Below are 23,032 nucleotides of genomic sequence, written 5' to 3'. Positions count from 1 at the left end.
GACTGGAGAGGCGGGGCCGCGAGTACACCTACATCCAGGAGAGGGGTCGCAGCCATGGCTGAGCACCCTGACGCCGCCGTGATCCGCCGGAGCTACGAAGCGTTCACCAAGGGCGACATGGAGACCGTACGGTCGATGATGACCTCGGACTGCACCCATCACTCGCCGGGCAACAGCCGGATGTCCGGCCACTTCAAAGGCGCGGACAACGTCCTCGCCCATTTCGGGGAGCTCGTCGAACTCACCCACGGCACCTTCCGGGTCGAGCTGGAGGGCGTGTACCCGGACGGCCGGGGACATGTCATGGCCACCCACAAGTGGCATGCCGACCGCGGTGACCGGGGCATCGAGATGCGCGGCGGGATCTTCTTCACCATCGTCGGCGGCAAGGTCACCGACGGGGACGAGTGCGTCGAGGACATCGACGAGGCCGACGCCTTCTGGGACCAGGCGGAGTGAACGCGGACAGCCCCCGTCCGTGGACGGGGGCTGTCTCACGTAGGCACGAACGTCAGGCCAGCAGGCCCGGGATCGTCGCCTCGTGGACCGTGCGCAGCTCCTCCAGGGAGACGCTGAACTGGCCCTGCACGTCGATCACTTCGCCGTCCACGACGCCGATGCGGGTCGCGGGGAGGCCCCGCGCGCCGCACATGTCGGTGAAGCGGAGCTCCTCGCTGCGCGGGACGGCCACGACCGCACGGCCGGCCGACTCGCTGAAGAGGAAGGTGAAGGCGTCCAGGCCGTCCGGGACGACCAGGCGCGCGCCCGTGCCGCCGCGCAGGCAGGACTCGACGACCGCCTGGACGAGACCGCCGTCGGACAGGTCGTGCGCCGCGTCGATCATGCCGTCGCGGGAGGCCGAGATCAGGATCTCGCCGAGCAGCTTCTCCCGGTCGAGGTCCACGGTCGGCGGCATGCCGCCGAGGTGCTGGTGGATCACCTCGGACCAGGCCGAGCCGCCGAACTCCTCACGCGTGTCGCCCAGCAGGTAGAGGAGCTGGCCCTCTTCCGCGAAGGCGATCGGCGTACGGCGGTTCACGTCGTCGATCACACCGAGCACGGCCACGACCGGCGTCGGGTGGATGGCGACCTCGCCCGTCTGGTTGTAGAGCGACACGTTGCCGCCGGTGACCGGGGTGCCGAGCTGCAGGCAGCCGTCCGCGAGACCACGGGTGGCCTCGGCGAACTGCCACATCACGGCCGGGTCCTCGGGCGAACCGAAGTTCAGGCAGTCCGAGATCGCCAGCGGCTTGGCACCGGAGGCGGCGACATTGCGGTACGCCTCCGCGAGCGCGAGCTGCGCACCCGTGTACGGGTCGAGCTTCGCGTACCGGCCGTTGCCGTCGGTCGCCATGGCCACGCCGAGGTTCGTCTCCGCGTCGATGCGGACCATGCCCGCGTCCTCGGGCTGTGCGAGGACGGTGTTGCCCTGCACGAACCGGTCGTACTGGTCCGTGATCCACGCCTTCGACGCCTGGTTCGGGGAGGAGACCAGCTTCAGGACCTGGTCCTTCAGCTCCTCACCGGTCTGCGGCCGGGGCAGCTTGTTCGCGTCGTCGGCCTGGAGCGCGTCCTGCCACTCCGGACGGGCGTACGGCCGGTGGTAGGTCGGGCCCTCGTGGGCCACCGACCGCGGCGGTACGTCGACGATCTGCTCGCCGTGCCAGAAGATCTCCAGGCGCTCGCCCTCGGTCACCTCACCGATGACGGTGGCGATGACGTCCCACTTCTCGCAGATCTCCAGGAAGCGGTCGACGTGCTGGGGCTCGACGATCGCGCACATGCGTTCCTGCGACTCGCTCATGAGGATCTCCTCGGGCGAGAGCGTCGCGTCACGCAGGTGGACCCGGTCGAGCTCGACGCGCATGCCGCCGGAACCGGCGCTCGCGAGCTCGCTCGTCGCGCAGGAGAGTCCGGCACCACCCAGGTCCTGGATGCCCGCGACCAGCTTCTCCTTGAAGATCTCCAGGGTGCACTCGATGAGGAGCTTCTCCTGGAAGGGGTCGCCGACCTGGACCGCGGGGCGCTTGGTGGGCTTGGTGTCGTCGAAGGTCTCCGACGCGAGGACCGAGACGCCGCCGATGCCGTCGCCACCGGTACGGGCGCCGTAGAGGATGACCTTGTTGCCGGGGCCGGAGGCCTTGGCGAGGTGGATGTCCTCGTGCTTCATCACGCCGATGCAGCCGGCGTTGACCAGCGGGTTGCCCTGGTAGCACTCGTCGAAGACGACCTCGCCGCCGATGTTCGGCAGGCCCAGGCAGTTGCCGTAGCCGCCGATGCCCGCGACGACTCCGGGGAGCACGCGCTTGGTGTCGGGGTGGTCGGCCGCGCCGAAGCGCAGCGGGTCGACGACCGCGACCGGGCGGGCGCCCATGGCGAGGATGTCGCGGACGATGCCACCGACGCCGGTGGCCGCGCCCTGGTAGGGCTCGATGTAGCTCGGGTGGTTGTGCGACTCGACCTTGAAGGTGACCGCGTACCCCTGGCCGACGTCGACGACGCCCGCGTTCTCGCCGATGCCGACGAGCATGGCGTCGTTCTCGGGGGTCTTCTCGCCGAACTGCTTCAGGTGGACCTTGCTGCTCTTGTACGAGCAGTGCTCGGACCACATGACGGAGTACATGGCGAGCTCGGCACCGGTGGGACGGCGGCCGAGGATCTCGCGGATGCGCGCGTACTCGTCCTCCTTGAGGCCGAGCTCCTTCCACGGCTGCTCGCTGTCGGGCGTCTCACCCGCGTGCTTGACGGTGTCGAGAGTCATCAGGCGTTGACCAGCTTCTTCAGGATCGAGGTGAAGAATCCGAGCCCGTCGGTACGGCCGGTACCGACCAGCGGCTCGACGGCGTGCTCGGGGTGCGGCATGAGGCCGACCACGTTGCCCGCGGCGTTGGTGATGCCCGCGATGTCACGGAGCGAGCCGTTGGGGTTCATGTCCAGGTACCGGAAGGCGACCCGCCCCTCGGCCTCCAGCTCGTCGAGCACACGCTCGTCGGCGACGTACCGGCCGTCCATGTTCTTGAGCGGGACCTGGATCTCCTGGCCCTGCTCGTAGTCCACGGTCCACGCGGTGTCCGCGTTCTCCACCCGCAGCTTCTGGTCGCGGCAGATGAAGTGCAGGTGGTTGTTGCGCAGCATCGCGCCCGGCAGCAGATGGGCCTCGGTGAGGATCTGGAAGCCGTTGCAGATACCGAGGACGGGCATGCCCGCCTTCGCCTGCTCGATGATCGTCTCCATCACCGGCGAGAAGCGGGAGATGGCTCCGGCCCGCAGGTAGTCGCCGTAGGAGAAGCCGCCGGCCAGGACCACGGCGTCGACCTGCTTCAGGTCCTTGTCGCGGTGCCAGAGCGAGACGGGCTCGGCGCCCGCGAGGCGGGCGGCGCGCAGCGCGTCCTGGTCGTCGAGCGTTCCGGGGAACGTGACGACGCCGATGCGTGCGGTCACGACTCCACCTTCACGGTGAAGTCTTCGATCACGGTGTTGGCGAGGAAGGTTTCGGCCATCTCATGGATGCGGGCGAGGGCGGCCTCGTCGACCGGTCCCTCCACCTCCAGCTCGAAGCGCTTTCCCTGGCGGACATCGGCGATTCCGTCGAATCCCAGGCGGGGCAGTGCACGCTGCACCGCCTGCCCCTGAGGGTCGAGGATCTCCGGCTTGAGCATGACGTCGACTACGACGCGTGCCACTGGCACTCCCGGTGGTGTGTTGCGTGGGCGGTTCCCTCAGCGTACCTGCCTCCAAACTCTACGCGGGTAGAAGACTGGAGGACCCTACAAAGAGCACCAAAGACCCTCACGGAAAATTCAAGTGAAATATTGCGCGGCCCATTGCGGTGGGACACGCTGATGCAATTGGCTGGGCTTCACAATGCGACGCCTACCGCTGTACAAAGGAATACACAGGAAAGCAGCATTGCCCCGGGACAGCCGAAAAGCCGGTGTCGCCGCACGTCAGAGGCGTTACCCGCGCCGAGGCGACACGGCGGACCGCAGGAAAGGACCGATATCCGTGGCTCAGCGTGTGGTGGTCACTCTCTTCGACGACATCGACGGCGGAGAAGCGGCGGAAACGGTGGCGTTCGGCCTGGACGGGAAGACGTACGAGATCGACCTGAATCCCGCCAATGCAAAGAAACTGCGCAAGGCGCTGGCCCCCTACCTCGCGGCCGGCCGGAAGCTGACGGGCAGGGCCGCGACCGCCCGCACCGGCGGCGCGCCCGCCTCCGTGGCTTCGTACAAGCACACCGCCCTGGCCCCCGACCCGGCGGCGGTCCGCGCCTGGGCGCAGTCCCACAAGATGGACGTGCCCGCCCGCGGACGCATCCCGAAGCGGGTCTACGAAGCCTTCCGCGAGGCCAGTTGAGCCGACGGGCCGATTCCCGCCAGAAGTCGAGTTGCACGGCACCCCGGGTGATCCGCTAGAGTCTGGATCACGCCGAGGGGCGAGGCCGCAGGGCCGGACCTCACGCAGCGTGCGGGTGTAGTTCAGTAGTAGAACATCCCCCTTCCAGGGGGAAGGCGCAGTGTGCAATTCCTGTCACCCGCTCTGCATCGCATGACCGATCCTCCGAAGGATCAGGTACAGTGGTGCTCGCACCGCCCGATGAGAGTCGGTCGGGAGCAATGCGGACGTGGCTCAGTTGGTAGAGCATCACCTTGCCAAGGTGAGGGTCGCGAGTTCGAATCTCGTCGTCCGCTCAGAGAACGAAGGCCCCGGTTCTACGGAACCGGGGCCTTCGTCGTTCGTACCCCCGGGCATCTGACATTTGTCATGAGCAGCGATGACAGCGCGCACTGCCGACCGGCTCCGTCCGCCGGGAAGCTGAAGCCATGACCAACGTGATCGAGGCCGAGGGCCTGCGCCGGACCTACTCCGGCGGCTTCGAAGCCGTCAACGGGATCTCCTTCGCCGTCCCCCGGGGCGAGATCTTCGCCCTGCTCGGCACCAACGGGGCCGGCAAGACCTCCACCGTCGAGCTCCTGGAGGGCCTCACCGCGCCGAGCGGCGGCAGCGTCCGGGTCCTCGGCCACGACCCGTACCGGGAACGGGCCATCGTCCGCCCCCGGATCGGAGTGATGCTCCAGGAGGGCGGCTTCCCCTCCGACCTGACCGTGGCCGAGACCGTCCGCATGTGGGCGGGCTGCACCAGCGGCGCACGGCCCACCGCCGAGGCGCTGGACCAGGTCGGCCTCGGCTCCCGCGCCGGCGTGCGGATCAAGCAGCTCTCCGGCGGCGAGCGGCGGCGCCTCGATCTCGCGCTCGCGCTCCTCGGCCGCCCCGAGGTCCTCTTCCTCGACGAGCCGACCACGGGACTCGACGCCGAAGGCCGGCGCGACACCTGGGCGCTGGTGCGGGCGCTGCGGGACGGCGGTACGACCGTCGTCCTCACCACGCACTACCTGGAGGAGGCCGAGTCCCTGGCCGACCGGCTCGCGATCATGAACCAGGGGCGGATCGTGCTCTCGGGCACCCCGGCCGAGGTCACCGCCGCCCGGCCCGCCCGCATCCGCTTCGTCCTCCCCGAGGGCGTCACGCCGGCCCGGCTCCCGCTCGGACTGAAGGCCGCGGCCGAGGGGCGGCGCGTGGAGATACGTACGCACGAACTCCAGGACGCGCTCGCCGAACTGCTCACGTGGGCCGCCGGGGCCGACGTACGGCTGGAGGGGCTCGACGCCCGCTCGGCCTCCCTCGAAGAGGCGTTCCTGGAGATCGCCTCCCGTACCGACGACGCGCTGGAGACCGCTCGATGAACACGACCGCACGCCGGATGACCTCGCTGGGGCGGGCCGAACTCACCCTCCTCGGGCGGAACAAGAACAACCTCTTCATCGCGCTCCTGATGCCGCTGCTGATGATCTTCGTGCTGCGGTCCTCGCTCGCGCAGATGGGTTCGGACGAGCTGCCCCTGGGCATGGCGGGTGCCACCCTCATCGGCGGGACCGGAATGGTCCTCGTCCTGGTCGTCTACATGGGGCTGGTCTCCGCCCTCGTGGCCCGGCGCGAGGAACTGGTCCTCAAACGGCTCCGTACGGGCGAGGCGAGAGACCTGGAGATCCTCGCCGGCGCCGCGCTCCCGTCCGCCGCCATCGCACTCGTCCAGTGCGCCGTGCTCACCGTCGGCGGCGCCGTCGCCCTCGACGTACCCGCTCCGCGCCGGCCGGACCTGCTCGTGCTCGCGCTGCTCGCCGCCGTCGTCCTGCTCGCCGGACTGGCCGCCGCCACCACGGCCATCACCCGCAACGTCGAGAGCGCGGGCCTCACCACCCTGCCGTTCTTCCTCGTCTCGGCCATGGGCTCGGGACTGATGGTCCCCCGCGACGTCCTTCCGGACCTCGTCGCCGACCTCTGCCTGCTGCTGCCGCTCAGCGGGGTCATGGAACTCGTCCGCGCCGGCTGGCTCGGCGTCGGCGACACGAAGGACCTGCTGACCGCCGTGCTCAACACGCTGGCCTGGGGCGTGATCACCGTGTTTGCTGTCCGTCGGTGGTTCCGCTGGGAACCGCGGCGCTAGGGAGTCGCGCACCAGGCGAGACGTTCCGGACGCGACCTAGGAAAGGGGGGCCGGGCGGATGTCCAGGCTGACGGGGTGGTGGGTCCGCCGCAGCACGGCGGGGAAGATCGAGCTGTACACCCGGTGGACCTTCCACTTCTTCGTCCTGATCGAGATCGCCTCCATCGCCGGCCTGCCCGTCGCGGAGAGGGGAGGCGGTGCGCTCGGTCTGCCGCTCGCGGCCGCCCTCGCCCTGTACGTCTGCACGCACGCCGTCCTGAACGGTGTCCTCTCCTCCCGCGCCCTCGACTGGGTTCTCGACCGGCGTGAGCGGCCGGTCCGGCTCGCCGTCGTGCTGGTCTCCCTGACCACGGCCGGCGGGCTCACCGTCATCGCCCTGCGGGCCACCGGCGTCCTCGCCGACGGAGCGGTCGCCGCCGGTGTCGTCACCGGCACGGTCACCTTCACCCTCGGCAGCCTGGTCATGTGCCTGAACCGGGTCCGGCACATGCTGTACGTCGCACCGCTCGCCGCCCTCGCGACCGGCGCCGCCGTCGCGGCGATGGGCGTCGGACCGGGCGAGGCCCTCGGATACGCGCTGGGCATCCTGCTGGCCGGCGGCGGGCTCGTGGCGGCCTGTGGATTCTCCGCCTGGCTGATGAAGATGGTCTGGGAGCTGGAGCGGTCCAAGGAGCTGAAGGCACGCCTCGCCGTCGCCGAGGAGCGGCTGCGCTTCGGGCGCGACCTCCACGACGTGATGGGCCGCAACCTGGCGGTCATCGCGCTCAAGAGCGAGCTCGCCGTCCAGCTCGCCCGGCGCGAACGCCCGGAGGCCGTCGACCAGATGATCGAGGTGCAGCGGATCGCGCGGGAGTCCCAGCGGGAGGTGCGCGACGTGGTGCGCGGCTACCGGGAGGCCGACCTGCGGGTCGAGCTGGAGGGCGCCCGGGGCGTGCTGAGCGCGGCCGGAATCACCTGCGCGATGGACTCGACGGACGTCGACCTGCCCCCCGAGGTCCAGTCGGCGCTCGGCTGGGTGGTCCGGGAGACCACGACGAACGTACTGCGGCACGGGGACGCCTCGCGCTGCGTGATCTCACTGCGGAAGAAGGACGGTGCGGTGCTGCTGACCGTGGAGAACGACGGCGTACGGGAGGTTCCCGGACCCCGGGCCGGCGGCTCGGGCCTCGCGGGCCTGCGCGAACGGCTGTCCGCGGTGGACGGAACCCTGGAGGCGGGACCGGGCGACGGCGGCACCTTCCTGGTGACGGCGCGCGTCCGCGTACCGGTCGCGGGAGGGGTGCTGTGACCGTCCGTGTCCTGCTCGCCGACGACGAGCACCTGATCCGGGGCGCCCTCGCCGCGCTCCTCGCCCTGGAGGACGATCTCGTCGTCGTCGCCCAGGCCGCCACCGGTCCCGAGGCGCTCGCCATGGCCCGCGCCCACCGGCCCGACGTCGCCGTCCTCGATCTGCAGATGCCGGGCCTCGACGGTGTGAGGGTCGCCACAGCCCTGCGGGACGAACTGCCCGACTGCAGAACCATGATCGTGACCAGCCACGGCCGCCCCGGACACCTCAAACGAGCGCTCGCGGCCGGGGTGCGGGGCTTCGTGCCCAAGACCGTCAGCGCCCAGCGGCTGGCCGAGCTCATCCGGTCCGTGCACGCCGGAAACCGTTACGTCGACCCGGAGTTGGCCGCCGACGCGATCGCCGCCGGAGACTCCCCGCTCACCGCGCGCGAGGCCGAGGTCCTGGAGCTCGCGGCCGACGGGGCGCCCGTCGCGGAGATCGCCGAGCGGGCCTCGCTGTCCCAGGGAACGGTCCGGAACTACCTCTCCTCGGCCGCCGCGAAGCTCGGTGCCGAGAACCGTCACACCGCGGTGCGTCTCGCGCGGGAGAAAGGTTGGGTATAGTTGGCTCCGCGCTACGGCGCATGCGGACGTGGCTCAGTTGGTAGAGCATCACCTTGCCAAGGTGAGGGTCGCGAGTTCGAATCTCGTCGTCCGCTCCATGAAAGAAGCCCCCGATCGATCCGACCGGGGGCTTCTTCGTGTTCCGGATCCCGGCGTTACGCCCAGGCGTGGCCGGTCAGCAGCTCGTACGCCTCGATGTACTTCGCGCGGGTCGCGTCCACGATCTCCTGCGGAAGGGCCGGCGGCGGCTGCTCGCTCGTGCGGTCCCAGCCGGAGGCCGGCGAGGTCAGCCAGTTACGGACGAACTGCTTGTCGTACGAGGGCTGGGCACGGCCCGGCTCCCAGCTCGCGGCCGGCCAGAAGCGGGAGGAGTCCGGGGTCAGCACCTCATCGGCGATGACCAGCTTCGGCCCGTGCTCGGTGGACTCGAAGCCGAACTCGAACTTCGTGTCGGCCAGGATGATCCCGCGCTCGCGGGCGATGTCCCGGGCCCGGCTGTAGACGGCGAGGGTCGTCTGGCGCAGCATGGCGGCCGTCTCGGCGCCGACCTGGCGGGCGACCTGCTCGTAGCTCACGTTCTCGTCGTGGTCGCCGACCGCGGCCTTGGTGGCGGGCGTGAAGATCGGCGCGGGCAGCTCGGAGCCGTCGGTGAGCCCCTCGGGGAGCGCGAGGCCGCAGACCGTACGGGACGCGTTGTACTCGACGAGGCCGGAGCCGGTCAGATAGCCGCGGGCCACGCACTCGACCGGCACCATCGTCAGGGACTTGCAGACGAGGGTGCGGCCCTCCCAGTCGGCGGGGGCGCCGGCCGGGACGTCGGTGGAGATCACGTGGTGGGGGACCAGGTCGGCGAGCCGGTCGAACCACCACAGGGAGAGCTTGGTGAGGACCCGCCCCTTGTCGGGGATCTCGGTCGGCAGCACCCAGTCGTACGCGGACATGCGGTCGCTGGCCACCATCACGAGGTCGCCCGCCTCGTTCTGGTAGAGCTCACGCACCTTGCCCGTGTGGAGGTGGGTCAGGCCCGGGACCTGGACAGGCTCGGGCTTTTCTACGAATCCGGACACGGTTCCTCCGCGTAGGTTGATCCAGGAGCGGTCCGATTCTCTCGCACCGTTCGAGCCGCTCGGCGAGCGGCCCCTCGGACGCCCTGGTCAGTCCCTCTTACAGACTGGTCAGTCCCTCTTACAGATCCGGTCGAGGAGATTCGCGGTGGCGCGCTGGATCCGCGGATCGACGTGGCCCGGCCGGTCCAGGGCGGGCGACCAGGCGAAGGTGCCGGAGGCGAAGACCCAGGCGCCGGACGGCGCCCGGTAGAGGGAGGTCTCCTGGTGGCGCAGGGCGCCGTCGCCGTCCTGGTAGGGCGAGTGGGCGAGCAGGATGCGGCCCTGGTGCTCGGGGAGCGCGGTGCGCGGGAAGTAGCGGTCGGCCTCGCCCGCGACCAGTCCGGGGATCTCGTCCCCGTCCCCGGCCCCCGTCGCGTCCCAGAGCCAGTGCTCCGCGTTCCGTACGACCAGGGGATGCGGCTCGGGGACCCGGCCCGCGTACTGGATCCCCAGCAGCTGCTGCTCCGGGCGGTCGATCTCGCGCCAGAGGGCGGGGCGGCCGGGGCCGCGGCGCTTGCGGCAGGTGAGGAGACGGTCGGGAACCCCGGACGGGGAGGGGCCGAGCTCCACCTGCCAGTACAGGGTGTTCGCGGAGAGGAAGACCAGGGACGTGCCCTGCTCGCGGGCGAGCTCGACGGTCCGGCGCATGGGGAGGGACCAGTACTCGTCGTGGCCGGGGAAGACCAGACCCCGGTACCGGGTCGGGTCGACGCGGCCGGCGTGCAGATCGCGCGTCTCGGCGTAGGCGAGGTCGTAGCCGTACCGCTCGGCCCAGCGGATGAAGTCGTACGCGTGGCCGACGTGGAGGGGCAGCCCGGCGCCCGCGTAGGGGCGGTCGAAGGAGACGGTGATGGCCGCGTCCTCCTCGCCGAGGAGCCGGCCCTGCTCGTCCCAGGCGTGGTAGAGACTCGCGCCGGTGCGGCCGTCCTCCGGGTAGAGGTTGTACGCCTGCCAGGTCACGTCCGGGAGGACAAGGAGCAGGTCCGCGGGGTGGTCGTCGCGGACGGTGAAGGGGATGTGGGAGCGGTAGCCGTCGGCGGTGGTGAGCACGGCGACGTACGCGCCGATCGACCAGAGCGACGGGATCTGCAGGCGCCAGGACTGCCACCAGTGGTGGCAGGAGACGGTCCGGTCGGCGGTGAGCGGAGCGGGCTGGACGATGCCGGAGAGACGCGGGCTGGTGGTGATCTTGGCGGCGCCGTCACCCGCGTAGTGACCGATCCGGTAGATGTCGACCGAGAACTGCTGCGGTGGGTCCACCGTGATGTGGAAATCGATCGCCTCACCGGGAGCGACGGCCCCGTTGGAGGCGAAGCCCTTGATCTGGCCGCGGACGTCGTCGGCCGTGCGGGGACCGCCGCTGCCGCCACGGGCCAGCGTCTCGTCGGCGTACCAGGGGACGACCTGCCCCGTGTCGTCGAAGTAGTTCTCCGAACCGCGCAGCCAGGGCAGTGGCCCTTGGCCGAAGGGGTCCGAGACGGCGTGGGCGAGCGCGCCCGATTCCCACCGCCTGATCTGCTCCGCCCCCATGTCGCACCCCTCCCTCGACTCCCCCGCGCGTCGTCTGCCGTTCATGAGCTGTCATGTGCTGCTGTCAGTGCCGGTCCCCAGCACATCACATAACGCACGCACTCCGTCACCGTTCGTCGCGAATTGACGTGAACGGAAGGCGGGCTTCCGGTGGTGGCGTTCTAGGTGGCGGCGTTCTAGACGAGGCGGACGGGCTTCTCGGGGCGGACGCCCGTCTCGGTGAGCCAGGCCCGCAGGGGCTCGGCATCGCCCTCCTCGACGAGGGCGAGGACCCGGGCGGTCAGATCGGTGTTCCGCTCGCCTCCGACGAGGAGCGCGGGTCCGTCGAGCCAGTCGAGACCGGGGGCGGCGCCGGCGGTGTCGACGGCGGCGCAGCAGACCATCGCCGTCACATGGTCGGCCAGCAGGTCCCGCCCGGTCCGCGGCGGCTGGAGCGGGAAGAGCGGCAGCGTGTCCGCGCCCGGGGCGGCGGTGTGCGGTGCCGGTACGGGGGCGGCGGGCCTGGCCGCCTCCTCGCGGGCGACATGGGCGGTGAGGACGGCGGCGAGCGCGTCGGCGGCGGGGTTGCGGGCGGTGGGTCCGGACTCGGGTTCGGGTTCGGGTTCAGGTTCGGTGGGGTCGTCGGCGGGAGCGGGCTGGGCCTCGGGCTGGGCGGGGGCCGGCTCGGGCTCGGGTTCCGCCTCGGTGGGCGACGCGTCCGTCTCGGGGGCCGAGAGGTGGGACATCACCCGGGTCAGGGTCGGGCCGTCGGCGGAGGCGGTTGCCGCGCCCGCTCCCGTACCTCCACCCGTCCCGGCGGGGAGAACGCCCAGCTCGTCGAGGACCTGGTGGAGACGGGCCGCGTCCGCGCGCCACTTACGGTCGACGACCTCTTCCGGGTACTGCTCCCAGTCCACCGGGGACCAGTCCGGGCCGGACTCCGCCGGGCCGCCGTGGAAGAGGCGGGCGGCGAGCAGCGAGGCGGCCTCGTCGACGACTCCGGGCTCTTCGAGCAGATCGCAGGCCGGGCGCTCGCCGAGCCGGGAGGTGAAGCCCTCGGCGAGGCGGTCCCGGCGGGACAGTTCGGTGAGGGCGGAGACCACGCCCACGTCCAGGCGCGCGGGCCAGCGGCCCATCCGCCAGGCGGGGAGCGCGACCCGCGTGAGGAGCCGGTCCCAGCCCGCGTAGGCGAGGCCCACCTGCTCCTGGGCGACGATCCGGACGCCGTAGTCCACCGCCTGGGCGCGCTCGGAGCCGGCCACGGCGACGCCCCGCTCCATCTCGGCGGCATGTCCGCGGCACAGGCGCAGCAGGACCCGGGCGACGCGCCCGATCCCGTGGGCGCCGAGCCTGCTGACCGGGTCGAGCCCGCTGCGGCGGGGCGCGGCGACGGCCGCGTCGAGGCCCTGCACGAAGCGGCGGGCAGCGGCTATGTCGGGGTGCGCGGCCGGAGCCGTACCGGCGACGACCGGGGCGAGGACCGCCCGGAGCTCGCCGACCCGCATCCACCACAGGAAGGGCGAGCCGATGACCAGGACGGGCGCGTCGGTGGAGCGCCGAAGGCCCGCCGTACGCCCGGAGGCGTGCGCCGGATGCGTACGGTCCTCGAGCCAGCTGTCGCAGTCCGGCGTCAGGGCTATCGCGGAGGGCGCGGGGACGCCGAGCCGGTCGGCCAGGTCCCGGACCATCCGGTAGAGATCGGGGGCCGCGGTCTCGGCGAGTTCCACGGTCGGGGTGACGGCGGGCCGGGAGCGCGCGATCACCAGCGCGACGGCCGCCGTGGCGAGCAGGACGACCAGCGCGAGCACGGTGGTCACCCAGCGGGCGGCGTCCCAGCCGGACCCGGTGAAATGACCGGTGACCCCTCCCGCGTAGAGGATCACGGCCGCGGCGGCCGGGAGCAGCGCGACGGCGAGCGCCCTGCCGCGGATCCGGAGCACCGCGAGGGCCCGGCTGCGCGCGGCGCGCGCACCCATCTCCTCGCCGGCAACGGAACCGGTACCTGACACGCCGTACATCACCCCCTCCTGTCCTCGTCGGGACTGCCCGTGGCGGTGTTGCTCACTCCCCCACTGTGGCACCCGCCACTGACATCGCAATGCCGGTGGGCCAAGTGCCGGAACGCCTGCGCCGCACCCTAGTTGGGGGTTCGGCGGGCGTCATCCGGATGGCCCAGTCGTCACTCGATGGAATGGCTTTGGGTAAAGGTGATGACGTTCGGGCGTCCTTAGGGGTTCACTCCCCCGGCACGCGGAAGGGTCACTCCCCGGCGGCCTTGCGCGCGATGTCCGTACGGTGCTGCGAGCCGTCCAGCCGGATCCGGCCGACCGCCGCGTACGCCCGCTCGCGGGCCTGCGCCAGGTCCTCTCCGGTCGCGGTGACGGAGAGGACGCGGCCGCCGGCGCTCACGATCGCGTCGCCGTCCCGCTTCGTCCCGGCGTGCAGGACGTACGCGTGCGGGGCATCCTGCGCCGCGACGTCGTCGAGACCGTGGATCGGGTCACCCGTGCGCGGGGTCCCCGGGTAGTTGTGCGAGGCGATCACCACGGTGACGGCGGCGTCGTCGCGCCAGTTCAGCGGCGGCTCGTTGTCGAGGGTGCCGTTGGCCGCGTTCAGGAGGACGCCCGCCAGCGGGGTCTTCAGCCGGGCCAGGACGACCTGGGTCTCCGGGTCGCCGAAGCGGGCGTTGAACTCGATGACCCGTACGCCGCGGCTGGTCATCGCCAGACCCGCGTACAGCAGTCCCTGGAACGGCGTGCCGCGGCGGCGCAGCTCGTCGACGGTCGGCTGAAGGACGGTGTCCATGACCTCGTCGACCAGCTTGGGGTCGGCCCAGGGCAGCGGGGAGTACGCGCCCATGCCGCCGGTGTTCGGACCCTCGTCGCCGTCGAGCGCGCGCTTGAAGTCCTGCGCGGGGGTGAGCGGGAGGACGGTGGTGCCGTCGGTGATCGCGAAGAGGGAGACCTCGGGGCCGTCCAGGAACTCCTCGATGACCACGCGACCGCAGGCGAGCGCGTGCGCGCGGGCCTCGGCGAGGTCGGAGGTGACGACGACGCCCTTGCCGGCCGCCAGGCCGTCGTCCTTGACGACGTACGGAGCGCCGAAGGCGTCGAGCGCCTCGTCGATCTCCTCCGGGGTGGTGCAGACGTAGCTGCGGGCGGTCGGGACGTTGGCCCCGGCCATGACGTCCTTGGCGAACGCCTTGGAGCCCTCCAGCCGCGCCGCCTGCTCGGACGGGCCGAAGCAGGGGACACCGGCAGCGCGGACGGCGTCGGCGACGCCCGCGACGAGCGGGGCCTCCGGGCCGACGACCACCAGGTCGGCCTCCAGGCCGATGGCGAGCCGCGCGACGGCGTCGCCGTCCAGCTGGTCGACGGGGTGCAGCTCGGCGACCTCCGCGATCCCGGCGTTGCCGGGCGCGCAGTGCAGAGCGGTGACGTCGGGATCGAGGGAAAGAGAGCGGCACAGGGCGTGTTCGCGGGCGCCGCCGCCGATGACGAGGACCTTCACGCCAGCCAGGGTAGCCCGCGTGGCCGGATGCCCCTTGTGCGGGCCACCGAGCGAGACGGCCCTACTCGTTCGTGTATTCCTCCACAACCGTGGCTCCGAGCTCGCGAACGATCAGCTCGTGGCCGGAGAGGGCGGAGTCGACGAGGTCGGGGTCGTCCTCCTCCGGCACGTCGTCCTCGGGCGCGACGGGCGGCGGCGCGTGGTGGACGGGAGCGGGAGCCGGAGCCGGAGGACGGTTCTGGGGTGCGGGGGCGGCCGCCTGCTGGTGCTGCTGCTGCGCGGGCGGGGCGGACGGCGCCTGCTGGGGCTGCGCGTACTGCGGGGCCTGCTGCTGAGGAGCCCACTGCTGCTGCGGGGGCGCGGCCGGAGCGGGGGCCTGGGCCGGACGGCCACCGCCGAAGTTGGCCGCGGCGGGGGGCGGATTGACGCCGCCCGAGGGGTCGATGATCGCCTCGATCTTCCACTGCACGTTGAACTGCTCGGCCAGCACCTGCCGCAGCACGTCCTCGCTGCCGCTGCTCGCGAAGTTGTCGCGGGCACCGGAGTTCAGGAAGCCGAGCTGGAGGGTGGTGCCGTCGAACCCGGCGACCTGGGCGTTCTGGCTGAGCAGAATCCAGGTGAAGCGGCGCCGGTTCTTCACGGCGTCGAGGATCGGCTGCCACATGTTCCGCACCTGGGCGGCGCCCTGCGCCATGTCCCCGCCGGGACCAGCCGGTGCCGGTGCGGGGGCGGCGGGGGCGGCAGGTGCGGGTGCCTGCTGGGAGGCGGGCGCGGAGGCTCCCGGCCAGGCGCCGGGGGCGGAGCCAGGTGCGGAGCCACCGGGTGCGGCGGCCCCGGGCCAGGCGCCGGGTCGGGAGCCTTCGGCGGCGGCCGGAGCGGGCTGCTGCGCGGCCGGAGCGGGGGCGGCGGGAGCCTGCTGGACCGGCGCGGGAGCCTGCTGGACCGGCGCCGGCGGGGCCATCGGGACGTGGGCCTCGGGCCCGGGGACGTACCCCATGGCGGGCGCGGGCGCACCAGTGGTGAAGACCGGCGCCGGGCCGGCCGCGGCCCCGCGCTCGAGGCGCTCGATCCGCGCCTGGATCGAGCGCTCGTCGTCGAAGGCTGCGGGCAGCAGCACGCGCGCGCAGATCAGCTCCAGCTGCAGTCGCGGCGAGGTGGCGCCACGCATCTCGGTCAGGCCGGTGTTGACGAGGTCGGCCGCCCGGCTGAGCTCGGCCGCGCCGAACACGGACGCCTGCGCCTGCATGCGCTCCACGACGTCCACGGGGGCGTCGATGAGCCCCTTCTCGGCGGCGTCGGGCACGGCGGCCAGGATCACCAGGTCCCGCAGCCGCTCCAGGAGGTCGGCGACGAAGCGGCGGGGGTCGTTGCCGCCCTCGACGACCCGGTCCACGACCTCGAACGCGGCCGCGCCGTCACCAGCGGCGAAGGCGTCCACCACCGAATCGAGCAGGGACCCGTCGGTGTACCCGAGAAGAGAGGTCGCCATGGCGTATGTCACACCGTCCGCGGCGGCTCCGGCCAGCAGCTGGTCCATCACGGACATCGAGTCACGCACGGACCCGGCGCCGGCGCGCACCACGAGCGGCAGCACGCCGTCCTCGACGGGGATGCCCTCGCGGCCGCAGACCTCGCCCAGGTACTCCCGCAGGGTGCCGGGGGGAACGAGCCGGAAGGGGTAGTGGTGCGTCCGGGACCGGATCGTCCCGATGACCTTCTCGGGTTCGGTGGTGGCGAAGATGAACTTGAGATGCTCCGGCGGCTCCTCGACCACCTTCAGCAGGGCGTTGAAGCCCGCCGAGGTGACCATGTGCGCCTCGTCGATGATGTAGATCTTGTACCGGCTGGAAGCGGGCCCGAAGAACGCCTTTTCCCGCAGGTCACGGGCGTCGTCCACACCACCGTGCGAGGCCGCGTCGATCTCGATGACATCGATCGAACCCGGCCCGTTCCGCGCCAGGTCACGGCAGGACTGGCACTCCCCGCAGGGCGTGGGAGTGGGGCCCTGCTCACAGTTCAGACAGCGCGCAAGGATGCGCGCACTGGTCGTCTTGCCGCACCCACGGGGTCCGCTGAACAGGTACGCGTGATTGACCCGGTTGTTCCGCAGGGCCTGCTGCAACGGGTCGGTGACATGCTCCTGCCCGATGACCTCGGCGAAGGACTCGGGGCGATAGCGGCGGTACAGCGCGAGAGACGACACGTATACGAGGTTATAGGCGCCCACCGACAACCCGGGCACTCCCGGAAACGCAAGCGCCCCCCACGCACCCGCCAGAGCCGACCTACCCTTGCTGCCTTCCGGCCCTGGGGGAGTTCAGTCAGATAGCGCCACGTGAGGGGCTGCGCCCAGGGTACCCGATTCCGGAGCCCCCTCGATCCCCCGGGACCGGTCTCGGTGAACCGTTGTGGATCACGTTCGCGAGCACCCCTCAACGTCTTGTATTGTTTGCGGCGGAGGATTCGCCTAGTGGCCTAGGGCGCACGCTTGGAAAGCGTGTTGGGGGCAACCCCTCACGAGTTCGAATCTCGTATCCTCCGCCAGTGCCTCACCGGGCACGATGTCGAAGGGCCCCACCGTTCGCGGTGGGGCCCTTCTTCGTTCCTCAGACCTCGTTGTCCTGGTCTTTGTCCACAGCGGTGGTATCCGGGGCTCCCCAGATGGCCTCAGCGATCTTCCGAGCCACGTCCTTCAGCATGGCGTCCGGCACATGGAGATACCGCGCCCGCATCCGTGAGGACGTACCGGGCTCCCACCCCATGATCTGGTCGATGACGCGGTCCGGGACGCCGAGCAGCATGAGCACGGTGGCCGCCGTGTGCCGCGCATCGTGCAGACGCGCGTCACGCACCCCCGCATCGCTCAGCAGCTTCTTCCAGTCGTGGTAGTCCGTGTTCGGGCTGAGTGGGCCACCGAGCGGCTTGGTGAACACGTAGTCCGAGGCGGTCCACAGGTTCCCCGCCGCCGCCCGCTCAAGGGCCTGTGCCTCCCTGTGAGCACGGAGCATCACGACCAACGGACCGGGCAGCGGTACGGCCCGGCGGCCAGCCCGTGACTTGGTGTTCTTGGTCTCCCGCCGTACCTGCTCACGTTTGGGGCAGTAGCCGGCCTTCCGGCCGCACGGCGACGCCTCGGAGCATCCGTGCGCGTACTTAGGCCGCAGGCGGTTACGGCGCAGCTTCAGATACTCGTTGTCCAGGTCCACGTCGGACCACCGCAAACCGAGGGTCTCGCCCTGCCGCAGTCCGAGAGCGAGCGCGAGCATCCAGCGGGCGCTGTTGCGGCGCTTGTTCACCGCGATCAGCAGGCTCTGCACCTCTTCGACGGAGTAGGGCTCGATCTCGTCTTCGTCGCCCTCCATCCGGGGCGGCTTGGCCAGGGCGGCGGCGTTTTTCGCCGCATAGCCGCGTCGCACGGCCTCACCCAGCGCGGTACGAGCCGTGCGGTGGGCCTGATGAGCCGTGGCGGGCTTGCTGCCGTTCTTCTGCATCCGGCGGTACAGGCTTTCCAGGTGCTCGGGCTCCAAGCGGTCCATGCGGTGCTTCCCGATGCCGGGAACGAGGTGAACCCGCACTGCCACTTCGTAGCCGTCGTAGGTGTTCTCGCTGACAACATCCTTGGCGATGTTCTCAACCCAGTGGCACAGCCACCTCTCGACGGTCCATAGCTTTCCGGGCTGCTGGGCGGTTCCCTGGTCGCGCTGCTTCTCCAGCCGCTTGACCTCATCCTTCAGGGCGTCTTCCGTAGGCCGCGTGATGTGCCTGCGGTAGGGCTCCCCGTTGTCCTTGTAGCCCATCGGTACCCGGGCGTGCCAACGGCCGTCCTTGCCGAAGTAGATGGACGTCTCGCCGTTCGCCCGACGGGTGCGCTTCTTCTGTTCTCCCACGGTGATCCTCATTAGGCGGCCGGCCGATGGGCACGGCGGAGTCGGGTGGCGAAGTCGATGACGGCGTCGGCGGGGACGCGGCGGAGTCGGCCGAGCGGTACAGATTCCAGCTCGCCGGTGCCGATGTACCGGTAGCAGAGAGTCCGGCCGATCTGGAGGCGGCGGGCTGCCTCTTCGACGGTGAGCAGAACGAGCGTGGAGTCAACGGTCACTTCGGAAAGGGCCGCGTCCATGCGGTGCTCCTTTGACGTAGTGGGTCGGGGCTCTCGGGCCCCTCCTGGGAAGTCCGCTACATCCGCTACATCCGCTACATCGCAGGTCAGCGGCTTGTGTGGTGTAGCGGATGGGCGGGATGTAGCGGCTACGGCGCCGGAACGTGCCGTGATCCGTAGCCGCTACATCTGGGGTTTGCCGCTACGCGGGCACCCCTTCTGAGCTGGGGTGTAGCGGCTGTAGCGGATGTAGCGCTTGCTGGGGAGCGGGCGGGCAGTAGCGGGCCCATGCGTCGGCCAGGTCGGCGGCGAAGTAGCCCTTGAGGATGCCGCCAGCGGTGCGGATGTTGCGGGTCACGATCGGCTCGTTGTCGCCGGTCATGTACTCGCGCAGCATCTTCGACAGCCGACGGGAGTCGAGCGGCCGGCCGCCCATGTCGGCCCAGGGCGCGTCGTCGAGCGCGTTGAGGCGGTCGATGACGGCGATGGTGGGCAGCCGATCGACGCCGACCATGACGTGGTCGCGCAGGTCGGTCAGCAGCCGGATGCCGAGGCTGCCCTTGTCGTCGACCTGCGCGGCTGCCACCAGCTCCACGCACGCCTTACGAGCCCGCTTGGGCCACTCGCCCCCAGCCGCGTCGGCGACAGCAAGCAGCGGCTCCCACACGTCGGCGGGGCGGTCGGTGACGCCGTCGGGCATCTCGGGCCAAGCTCCGGTGACCTGCTCGCGGACCTGGTCGGCCCATGCGGCGAGGCTGTCGCGCAGCGCGTGGCCTTCCTTCTCGTGGATCCGCTGCCGGAACGCTTCGACCTTCTCGTTCCTGGCTCGGCGGCGCATGCGGATGATGACGGAGCGGGTCAGGATCGTGTCCGGCAGCGAGCCGAGTCCGGCGACCGCGACAGCGGTGTAGGACGGGAAGGCCTGCACGGTCTGGTTGCCGCCGTCGCCGATGCATCGGTAGGTGACTCCGGAGCGGCGGTGGCCAGCGTTGAGGAAGCCGCGGAGTTCCTCGTTGTCCCCGGCCTTTGGGCCGAAGACGGTGTCGATCTCGTCGAACAGGATCGTCGGGCGTCCCTCGGGGTTGGAGACGGCCCGGAACAGGGCCGCTGCGCTGGCGTTGACCGCGACCATCGGGTTCGGGGTCAGCGTCTCCACGATCTCCAGGCCCCGGGACTTGCCCGATCCCGGTTCCGGGGAGAGGAACGCCAGACGCGGGGTGGAGTCGAAGCAGTCGATCAGATGGGCGTGGGCGTCCCACAGGGCGACGGCGACGTAGGCGGCCTCGCGAGGGAAGACGTTGAACCGGCGGTGGAAGTGCTCGACCTCGTCGAGCAGGGCGGCGCCGTCGATGGGCTGCGCGCTCATGCGGCATCCCTCCCTTCGGTGGGGTTGAGCAGCGGGCACAGGTCCCGGTGGGCGATGTGGTCGTCGACGAGGGCGAGCACCTGGTGCTGACCCACGGTGCTGCGGTTGCGCCCGCACTCGCACCTCGAGGTGGCGGTGGGCACGGCGCGTCTGCCGGGCGCGCTGATGTGGAGCATCCCGACGATCCGAGGCCCGTTTGCGGGGTGCGGCTCAGAACCAGAAGGGACGGCCCAAGGGCCGACGACCTTCGAGGCGCCCACGGTCCGCAGGTACCGCGGCCGTTCGGCGACGCCGGGACCGTCCGGGGTGCGGGTGTGGCTCTTCAGACGGGGAGGCGGTGGGGTGCTCATGCCGCCCTCCGCTGCGGGTTGTGGGCGATGGACCAGTTCAGGCCGCTGCGAATGGTCGCTGCACAGGCACGTGTCGAGAGGCCGGCCGCCTCGCCCGCCTGTTGAAGAGCCTCCTCGACCACGTTCCTGGGGAGGTCGCCCCACGCGATGAACCGCCCCAGAGCCCGCGCGGCCGAGAGCAGGGTCGTGTTCCGTTCGCCCTGGAGGGCGTTCTGCACGCTCGCCGTCTCCAGGTCCAGCGCCCGCAGCGCGTACCGGGCTGCCCGAACGCTCCGGTCGGCCACAGCGGCCCTGGACGGCGCCGAGGCGCGGCGCGGAACGAGCAGGGCGTGCAGCCAGTCCGGCAGCGGGACGGGATCCCGGTTGTCGAGGACGGTGTAGGCGCCAGTGCGGGTGAGGCTGCCGGGGGCTACGACGTACCCGCCCCACGCCCGGGAGTCGATCAGCCGCCCGAGCTTGCCCGCGCTGTTGACCATCCGGGCCCCGTCGGGGGCGGTGAAGTACAGGTGCTCTCCACCGCTCGCGGTCCGCACCCGGTAGGTGTCGGGGACGGCCTGCCCGGCGCGCTCGCAGAGCGCATGGAAGGTCGTCGCGCCGTCAGGTGCGTCCCAACTGCTCTTCCGCTTGGGTCTGTCGAGGTCCACCACGAGCAACCCGGACGGGCCGGTGGCGATGCCAATGTTGAACGGACGATCGGCCCACGCGCGGCGGATGCGGTCGGGGTCCACGGTGGCCCGCTCCTCCCACTTGCGGTGCCCGCCGGCGCAGTCCCGGATCCGCGGGCACTGCTCCTCACCGTGGAGCGCGGGTCGCTTGTCGCCGGGGCGGAGGGGGAACACCGACCAGCCCCGCTCAGCAGCGCTCAGTGCGGCGTAAAGGAGGTGGTTGTTCATGCCGCCACCCCCAGCCGGGCCTGCGTCAGGAACGCGCGGCCGATCCACTGCGAGTAGGCGGGAGGGATGGCCTCGGTCAGTTCCTCGCGGACGTCGGTCCACGTGATGCCCATCGCGGCCTGAAGCTCGGCGATGGTGGGCTTTCCACCGCCGTTGCCGTAGGCGGCGACGTACGGGCCGTCGAAGAACTCACCGTGCCGCCACCCACGCACCCGGCCCCGGTGCGGCAGGTGCTCGGGCTTCTGGACGCTCCAGCGGCCGAGTTCGAAGTTGCGGTGCCGAATCACACCGAGACCGAACATTTCCCCGCAGAGGGTCAGGTCCTTGCGGATCTCCGCCTTCCCGTTGGGCTGCTCAATGACGTACGGCAGCCCGGACGCTTCCAGCAGTTCTCGGGTGGGTGCCACGAGGTCGACGTGCGTGCCGCCCCAGCCCTGGGACCGGTTCGTACCGACCGTGAGTGCGCACTTTCCCTGGCAGGGCGGAGAGGAGTGGATGAACGCGTACCGCTCGATCTCCCCGGACGCGATCAGGGCAGCAAGGTGTTCGAGGGCGTCGCCCCGGTGCATCGGGAAGGGGTAGTTGCGGCGGGAGGCGATGTCGACACCGTGGACGTCGAATCCGGCGCGGCGGTAGCCCATGGCCGCGCCGCCGGCGCAGCAGAACAGGTCCAGGAGTAACGGCCGGTGGCCGTCTCGCCGGATGAGGGACGGATGGGTCATGCTGGATGTCTCCAGTTCTCTTCGTTGGCGCTGGTGTGAGGGCGGCCCCGGACTTTGGCGAGACGGGGGCCGCTCTCGGCGTTTCAGCGGTGGTTGATGGTTCCGCTGGCCCGGCCGAACAGGCCGGTCGCGGTGATGTTCTGCGTGACGTGCGTCGACGACCCGCTTCCGCCGCCGGCGGCCCGCCGGGCCCCTCGAAGGAGCAGCGGTACGGCGATGACGGCGGCAACCAGGAGTGCGGCGGCGGACCAGAGGGCTTGGCTCATGGCGATGAGTCCCGGGGCTGCGTAGGAGAGTCCGATCCCGGCGGCAGCGATCCCGCCACCGACGGTGGGGGCGAGCAGGGCGGTGGTCTTGGCCCATGCCGGAATGGGCTGCGGGGCCGTAACCGGAATGGGCGGCGAGGGTGCGGGCTGGGTGTAGGCGAGGGTGCGGACCCCGTTGGGGAGGGTGACCCAGTCGACGCCGGGCGGGATCTCCGCCGGGAGGATCACCGGCCGGTTCGTGGTGGCCGGCGGCGGGGTCCAGCGGTGGGGGGTGGTGATCTCGTACGCGGTCGGTTCGTGCACAAGGTGCCCCTCTCAACGGGCCGGGCAGCACCCCGCTGGTGGGGTGCTGCCCGGTGGCCTGCTTGTCGTGTCGCTTGTCGTCTGGCTTGTCGTGCGGCTTGTCGCTTGTCTTGTCTTGTCGCTTGTCGTCTTGCAGGTCACAAGCCGTTTCCGGCCCTCTGAGAGCCGCCCAGGGCCCTTCATCGGGTGGGGGCGACAAGCCCGTGATACTCCGTGTCGGGGACGCCGGTGTCGGTCGTATCGTCAGCGCATGACTGACGACGCAACCGGTTCTGTGGACCTTGACTCTCATGCCGAGTTCAGCCTGTGGATGGCCGACGTGGTGGTGCTCTACCACTGGCTCATGGAGCTGGACTTCGACAAGCTCCCTGTCAGCCACCGGGCGGAGAAGCAGGCACTGACCGACCTCCTGGCGCAAGTGGAGGACTGGGGTCTCGGAACCACGGAGAAGGATCTGGAACGAGCCCGGGAGATGGTCGCCCGCAACATGGGCTGGGAGTAGAGGCG

22 protein-coding genes, 4 tRNA genes and 1 other RNA gene are annotated in these 23,032 nt (G+C 71.0%); 11 read left to right on the top strand and 16 right to left on the bottom strand.

Going from position 1 to position 23,032, the window contains the following annotated elements; all coding sequences use genetic code 11:
* Positions 1 to 54 precede the first annotated feature (54 nt).
* Entirely contained in the window at positions 55 to 459 is a 405-nt protein-coding gene (locus ACFYV5_RS16400; protein ID WP_355110927.1) for a nuclear transport factor 2 family protein, read from the top strand.
* A 52-nt stretch (positions 460 to 511) separates the two neighbouring features.
* Here the strand turns inward: ACFYV5_RS16400 and purL are convergent, their stop codons facing one another.
* The 3 genes from purL to purS are packed head-to-tail and all read right to left on the bottom strand — an operon-like array spanning position 512 to position 3,683.
* Positions 512 to 2,761, bottom strand: a complete 2,250-nt coding sequence (gene purL, locus ACFYV5_RS16395; RefSeq protein ID WP_389168864.1) for a phosphoribosylformylglycinamidine synthase subunit PurL — start codon at positions 2,759 to 2,761, stop codon at positions 512 to 514.
* Positions 2,761 to 3,441 (bottom strand): phosphoribosylformylglycinamidine synthase subunit PurQ, encoded by a 681-nt coding sequence (purQ, locus tag ACFYV5_RS16390; RefSeq protein WP_355110925.1) that lies wholly within the window; start codon positions 3,439 to 3,441, stop codon positions 2,761 to 2,763. Before purQ ends, purL begins: the two co-directional genes overlap by 1 nt.
* Complete coding sequence (purS, locus tag ACFYV5_RS16385) at positions 3,438 to 3,683, bottom strand: phosphoribosylformylglycinamidine synthase subunit PurS (protein WP_137994413.1); 246 nt, start codon at positions 3,681 to 3,683, stop codon at positions 3,438 to 3,440. Before purS ends, purQ begins: the two co-directional genes overlap by 4 nt.
* Before the next feature lie 322 nt (positions 3,684 to 4,005).
* On the opposite strand from purS, the gene ACFYV5_RS16380 reads away from it, so the two are divergent.
* The 8 genes from ACFYV5_RS16380 to ACFYV5_RS16345 all read left to right on the top strand — a co-directional run bounded on the left by ACFYV5_RS16380 (position 4,006) and on the right by ACFYV5_RS16345 (position 8,499).
* Positions 4,006 to 4,359, top strand: a complete 354-nt coding sequence (locus ACFYV5_RS16380) for an Lsr2 family protein (protein WP_389168861.1) — start codon at positions 4,006 to 4,008, stop codon at positions 4,357 to 4,359.
* Positions 4,360 to 4,470: 111 nt separating this feature from the next.
* Positions 4,471 to 4,542, top strand: a tRNA-Gly gene (locus tag ACFYV5_RS16375).
* Positions 4,543 to 4,621: 79 nt separating this feature from the next.
* Positions 4,622 to 4,694: transfer RNA gene (locus tag ACFYV5_RS16370), tRNA-Gly, on the top strand.
* Positions 4,695 to 4,826: 132 nt separating this feature from the next.
* Positions 4,827 to 5,747 carry an ABC transporter ATP-binding protein gene (locus tag ACFYV5_RS16365; protein WP_389168859.1) on the top strand — a complete coding sequence of 307 codons (921 nt, stop codon included), beginning with the start codon at positions 4,827 to 4,829 and terminating at the stop codon, positions 5,745 to 5,747.
* On the top strand, positions 5,744 to 6,508 hold the full coding sequence (locus tag ACFYV5_RS16360; RefSeq protein ID WP_389168857.1) for an ABC transporter permease: 765 nt from the start codon (positions 5,744 to 5,746) through the stop codon (positions 6,506 to 6,508). Before ACFYV5_RS16365 ends, ACFYV5_RS16360 begins: the two co-directional genes overlap by 4 nt.
* Before the next feature lie 58 nt (positions 6,509 to 6,566).
* Positions 6,567 to 7,796, top strand: a complete 1,230-nt coding sequence (locus tag ACFYV5_RS16355) for a sensor histidine kinase (RefSeq protein ID WP_389168855.1) — start codon at positions 6,567 to 6,569, stop codon at positions 7,794 to 7,796.
* Positions 7,793 to 8,401, top strand: coding sequence for a response regulator transcription factor (locus ACFYV5_RS16350; protein ID WP_355110918.1), 609 nt, complete (start codon positions 7,793 to 7,795; stop codon positions 8,399 to 8,401). Before ACFYV5_RS16355 ends, ACFYV5_RS16350 begins: the two co-directional genes overlap by 4 nt.
* 22 nt (positions 8,402 to 8,423) lie before the next feature.
* Positions 8,424 to 8,499 (top strand) — tRNA-Gly (locus ACFYV5_RS16345).
* 57 nt (positions 8,500 to 8,556) lie between these two features.
* Here the strand turns inward: ACFYV5_RS16345 and ACFYV5_RS16340 are convergent.
* The 6 genes from ACFYV5_RS16340 to ffs all read right to left on the bottom strand — a co-directional run bounded on the left by ACFYV5_RS16340 (position 8,557) and on the right by ffs (position 16,874).
* A complete protein-coding gene (locus tag ACFYV5_RS16340; protein WP_389168853.1) occupies positions 8,557 to 9,468 on the bottom strand; it encodes a phosphoribosylaminoimidazolesuccinocarboxamide synthase in 912 nt (303 codons plus the stop codon).
* 108 nt (positions 9,469 to 9,576) lie between these two features.
* Complete coding sequence (locus tag ACFYV5_RS16335; protein WP_389168851.1) at positions 9,577 to 11,037, bottom strand: N,N-dimethylformamidase beta subunit family domain-containing protein; 1,461 nt, start codon at positions 11,035 to 11,037, stop codon at positions 9,577 to 9,579.
* A 176-nt stretch (positions 11,038 to 11,213) separates the two neighbouring features.
* On the bottom strand, positions 11,214 to 13,034 hold the full coding sequence (locus ACFYV5_RS16330; RefSeq protein WP_389168849.1) for a hypothetical protein: 1,821 nt from the start codon (positions 13,032 to 13,034) through the stop codon (positions 11,214 to 11,216).
* A 241-nt stretch (positions 13,035 to 13,275) separates the two neighbouring features.
* Positions 13,276 to 14,526, bottom strand: a complete 1,251-nt coding sequence (purD, locus tag ACFYV5_RS16325) for a phosphoribosylamine--glycine ligase (RefSeq protein WP_355110911.1) — start codon at positions 14,524 to 14,526, stop codon at positions 13,276 to 13,278.
* A gap of 61 nt (positions 14,527 to 14,587) precedes the next feature.
* Positions 14,588 to 16,729 carry a DNA polymerase III subunit gamma and tau gene (locus ACFYV5_RS16320; RefSeq protein WP_389168846.1) on the bottom strand — a complete coding sequence of 714 codons (2,142 nt, stop codon included), beginning with the start codon at positions 16,727 to 16,729 and terminating at the stop codon, positions 14,588 to 14,590.
* 46 nt (positions 16,730 to 16,775) lie between these two features.
* An RNA gene (gene ffs / locus ACFYV5_RS16315) (signal recognition particle sRNA small type) lies at positions 16,776 to 16,874 on the bottom strand.
* Positions 16,875 to 16,982: 108 nt separating this feature from the next.
* Here ffs and ACFYV5_RS16310 point away from each other — a divergent pair.
* Positions 16,983 to 17,070: transfer RNA gene (locus tag ACFYV5_RS16310), tRNA-Ser, on the top strand.
* A gap of 62 nt (positions 17,071 to 17,132) precedes the next feature.
* Here ACFYV5_RS16310 and ACFYV5_RS16305 read toward each other — a convergent pair.
* From ACFYV5_RS16305 to ACFYV5_RS16275, 7 genes are all read right to left on the bottom strand, one after another.
* A complete protein-coding gene (locus ACFYV5_RS16305; RefSeq protein ID WP_389168844.1) occupies positions 17,133 to 18,413 on the bottom strand; it encodes a tyrosine-type recombinase/integrase in 1,281 nt (426 codons plus the stop codon).
* Between the two features lie 11 nt (positions 18,414 to 18,424).
* Entirely contained in the window at positions 18,425 to 18,646 is a 222-nt protein-coding gene (locus ACFYV5_RS16300) for a helix-turn-helix domain-containing protein (RefSeq protein WP_389168842.1), read from the bottom strand.
* 181 nt (positions 18,647 to 18,827) lie between these two features.
* A complete protein-coding gene (locus ACFYV5_RS16295) occupies positions 18,828 to 19,991 on the bottom strand; it encodes a DUF3631 domain-containing protein (protein WP_389168840.1) in 1,164 nt (387 codons plus the stop codon).
* Entirely contained in the window at positions 19,988 to 20,341 is a 354-nt protein-coding gene (locus ACFYV5_RS16290) for a hypothetical protein (RefSeq protein ID WP_389168838.1), read from the bottom strand. The genes ACFYV5_RS16295 and ACFYV5_RS16290 overlap by 4 nt, the downstream gene beginning before the upstream one ends.
* Positions 20,338 to 21,234, bottom strand: coding sequence for a bifunctional DNA primase/polymerase (locus ACFYV5_RS16285; protein ID WP_389168836.1), 897 nt, complete (start codon positions 21,232 to 21,234; stop codon positions 20,338 to 20,340). The genes ACFYV5_RS16290 and ACFYV5_RS16285 overlap by 4 nt, the downstream gene beginning before the upstream one ends.
* A complete protein-coding gene (locus ACFYV5_RS16280) occupies positions 21,231 to 21,956 on the bottom strand; it encodes a DNA methylase (RefSeq protein ID WP_389168834.1) in 726 nt (241 codons plus the stop codon). The genes ACFYV5_RS16285 and ACFYV5_RS16280 overlap by 4 nt, the downstream gene beginning before the upstream one ends.
* Positions 21,957 to 22,039: 83 nt before the next feature.
* Positions 22,040 to 22,525, bottom strand: a complete 486-nt coding sequence (locus ACFYV5_RS16275) for a hypothetical protein (RefSeq protein ID WP_389168832.1) — start codon at positions 22,523 to 22,525, stop codon at positions 22,040 to 22,042.
* 250 nt (positions 22,526 to 22,775) lie between these two features.
* Here ACFYV5_RS16275 and ACFYV5_RS16270 point away from each other — a divergent pair, with 250 nt between their 5' ends.
* On the top strand, positions 22,776 to 23,027 hold the full coding sequence (locus tag ACFYV5_RS16270) for a hypothetical protein (RefSeq protein WP_389168831.1): 252 nt from the start codon (positions 22,776 to 22,778) through the stop codon (positions 23,025 to 23,027).
* Positions 23,028 to 23,032: the final 5 nt, after the last annotated feature.

This window comes from Streptomyces sp. NPDC003035, assembly GCF_042888285.1.
In the GTDB taxonomy this organism is placed as follows: Bacteria; Actinomycetota; Actinomycetes; order Streptomycetales; family Streptomycetaceae; genus Streptomyces.
The sequence above is the reverse complement of the archived record's forward strand: the minus strand, read 5'-3'. Positions and strand labels throughout refer to the sequence as shown.

Bases quoted from the DNA above. Each gene is read 5' to 3' on its own strand.
- ACFYV5_RS16400 (WP_355110927.1), top strand. From the start codon at position 55: ATGGCTGAGCACCCTGACGCCGCCGTGATCCGCCGGAGCTACGAAGCG.
- purL (WP_389168864.1), bottom strand. From the start codon at position 2,761: ATGACTCTCGACACCGTCAAGCACGCGGGTGAGACGCCCGACAGCGAG.
- ACFYV5_RS16365 (WP_389168859.1), top strand. From the start codon at position 4,827: ATGACCAACGTGATCGAGGCCGAGGGCCTGCGCCGGACCTACTCCGGC.
- ACFYV5_RS16360 (WP_389168857.1), top strand. From the start codon at position 5,744: ATGAACACGACCGCACGCCGGATGACCTCGCTGGGGCGGGCCGAACTC.
- ACFYV5_RS16355 (WP_389168855.1), top strand. From the start codon at position 6,567: ATGTCCAGGCTGACGGGGTGGTGGGTCCGCCGCAGCACGGCGGGGAAG.
- ACFYV5_RS16335 (WP_389168851.1), bottom strand. From the start codon at position 11,037: ATGGGGGCGGAGCAGATCAGGCGGTGGGAATCGGGCGCGCTCGCCCAC.
- ACFYV5_RS16330 (WP_389168849.1), bottom strand. From the start codon at position 13,034: ATGTACGGCGTGTCAGGTACCGGTTCCGTTGCCGGCGAGGAGATGGGT.
- ACFYV5_RS16300 (WP_389168842.1), bottom strand. From the start codon at position 18,646: ATGGACGCGGCCCTTTCCGAAGTGACCGTTGACTCCACGCTCGTTCTG.
- ACFYV5_RS16295 (WP_389168840.1), bottom strand. From the start codon at position 19,991: ATGAGCGCGCAGCCCATCGACGGCGCCGCCCTGCTCGACGAGGTCGAG.
- ACFYV5_RS16290 (WP_389168838.1), bottom strand. From the start codon at position 20,341: ATGAGCACCCCACCGCCTCCCCGTCTGAAGAGCCACACCCGCACCCCG.
- ACFYV5_RS16285 (WP_389168836.1), bottom strand. From the start codon at position 21,234: ATGAACAACCACCTCCTTTACGCCGCACTGAGCGCTGCTGAGCGGGGC.
- ACFYV5_RS16280 (WP_389168834.1), bottom strand. From the start codon at position 21,956: ATGACCCATCCGTCCCTCATCCGGCGAGACGGCCACCGGCCGTTACTC.
- ACFYV5_RS16270 (WP_389168831.1), top strand. From the start codon at position 22,776: ATGACTGACGACGCAACCGGTTCTGTGGACCTTGACTCTCATGCCGAG.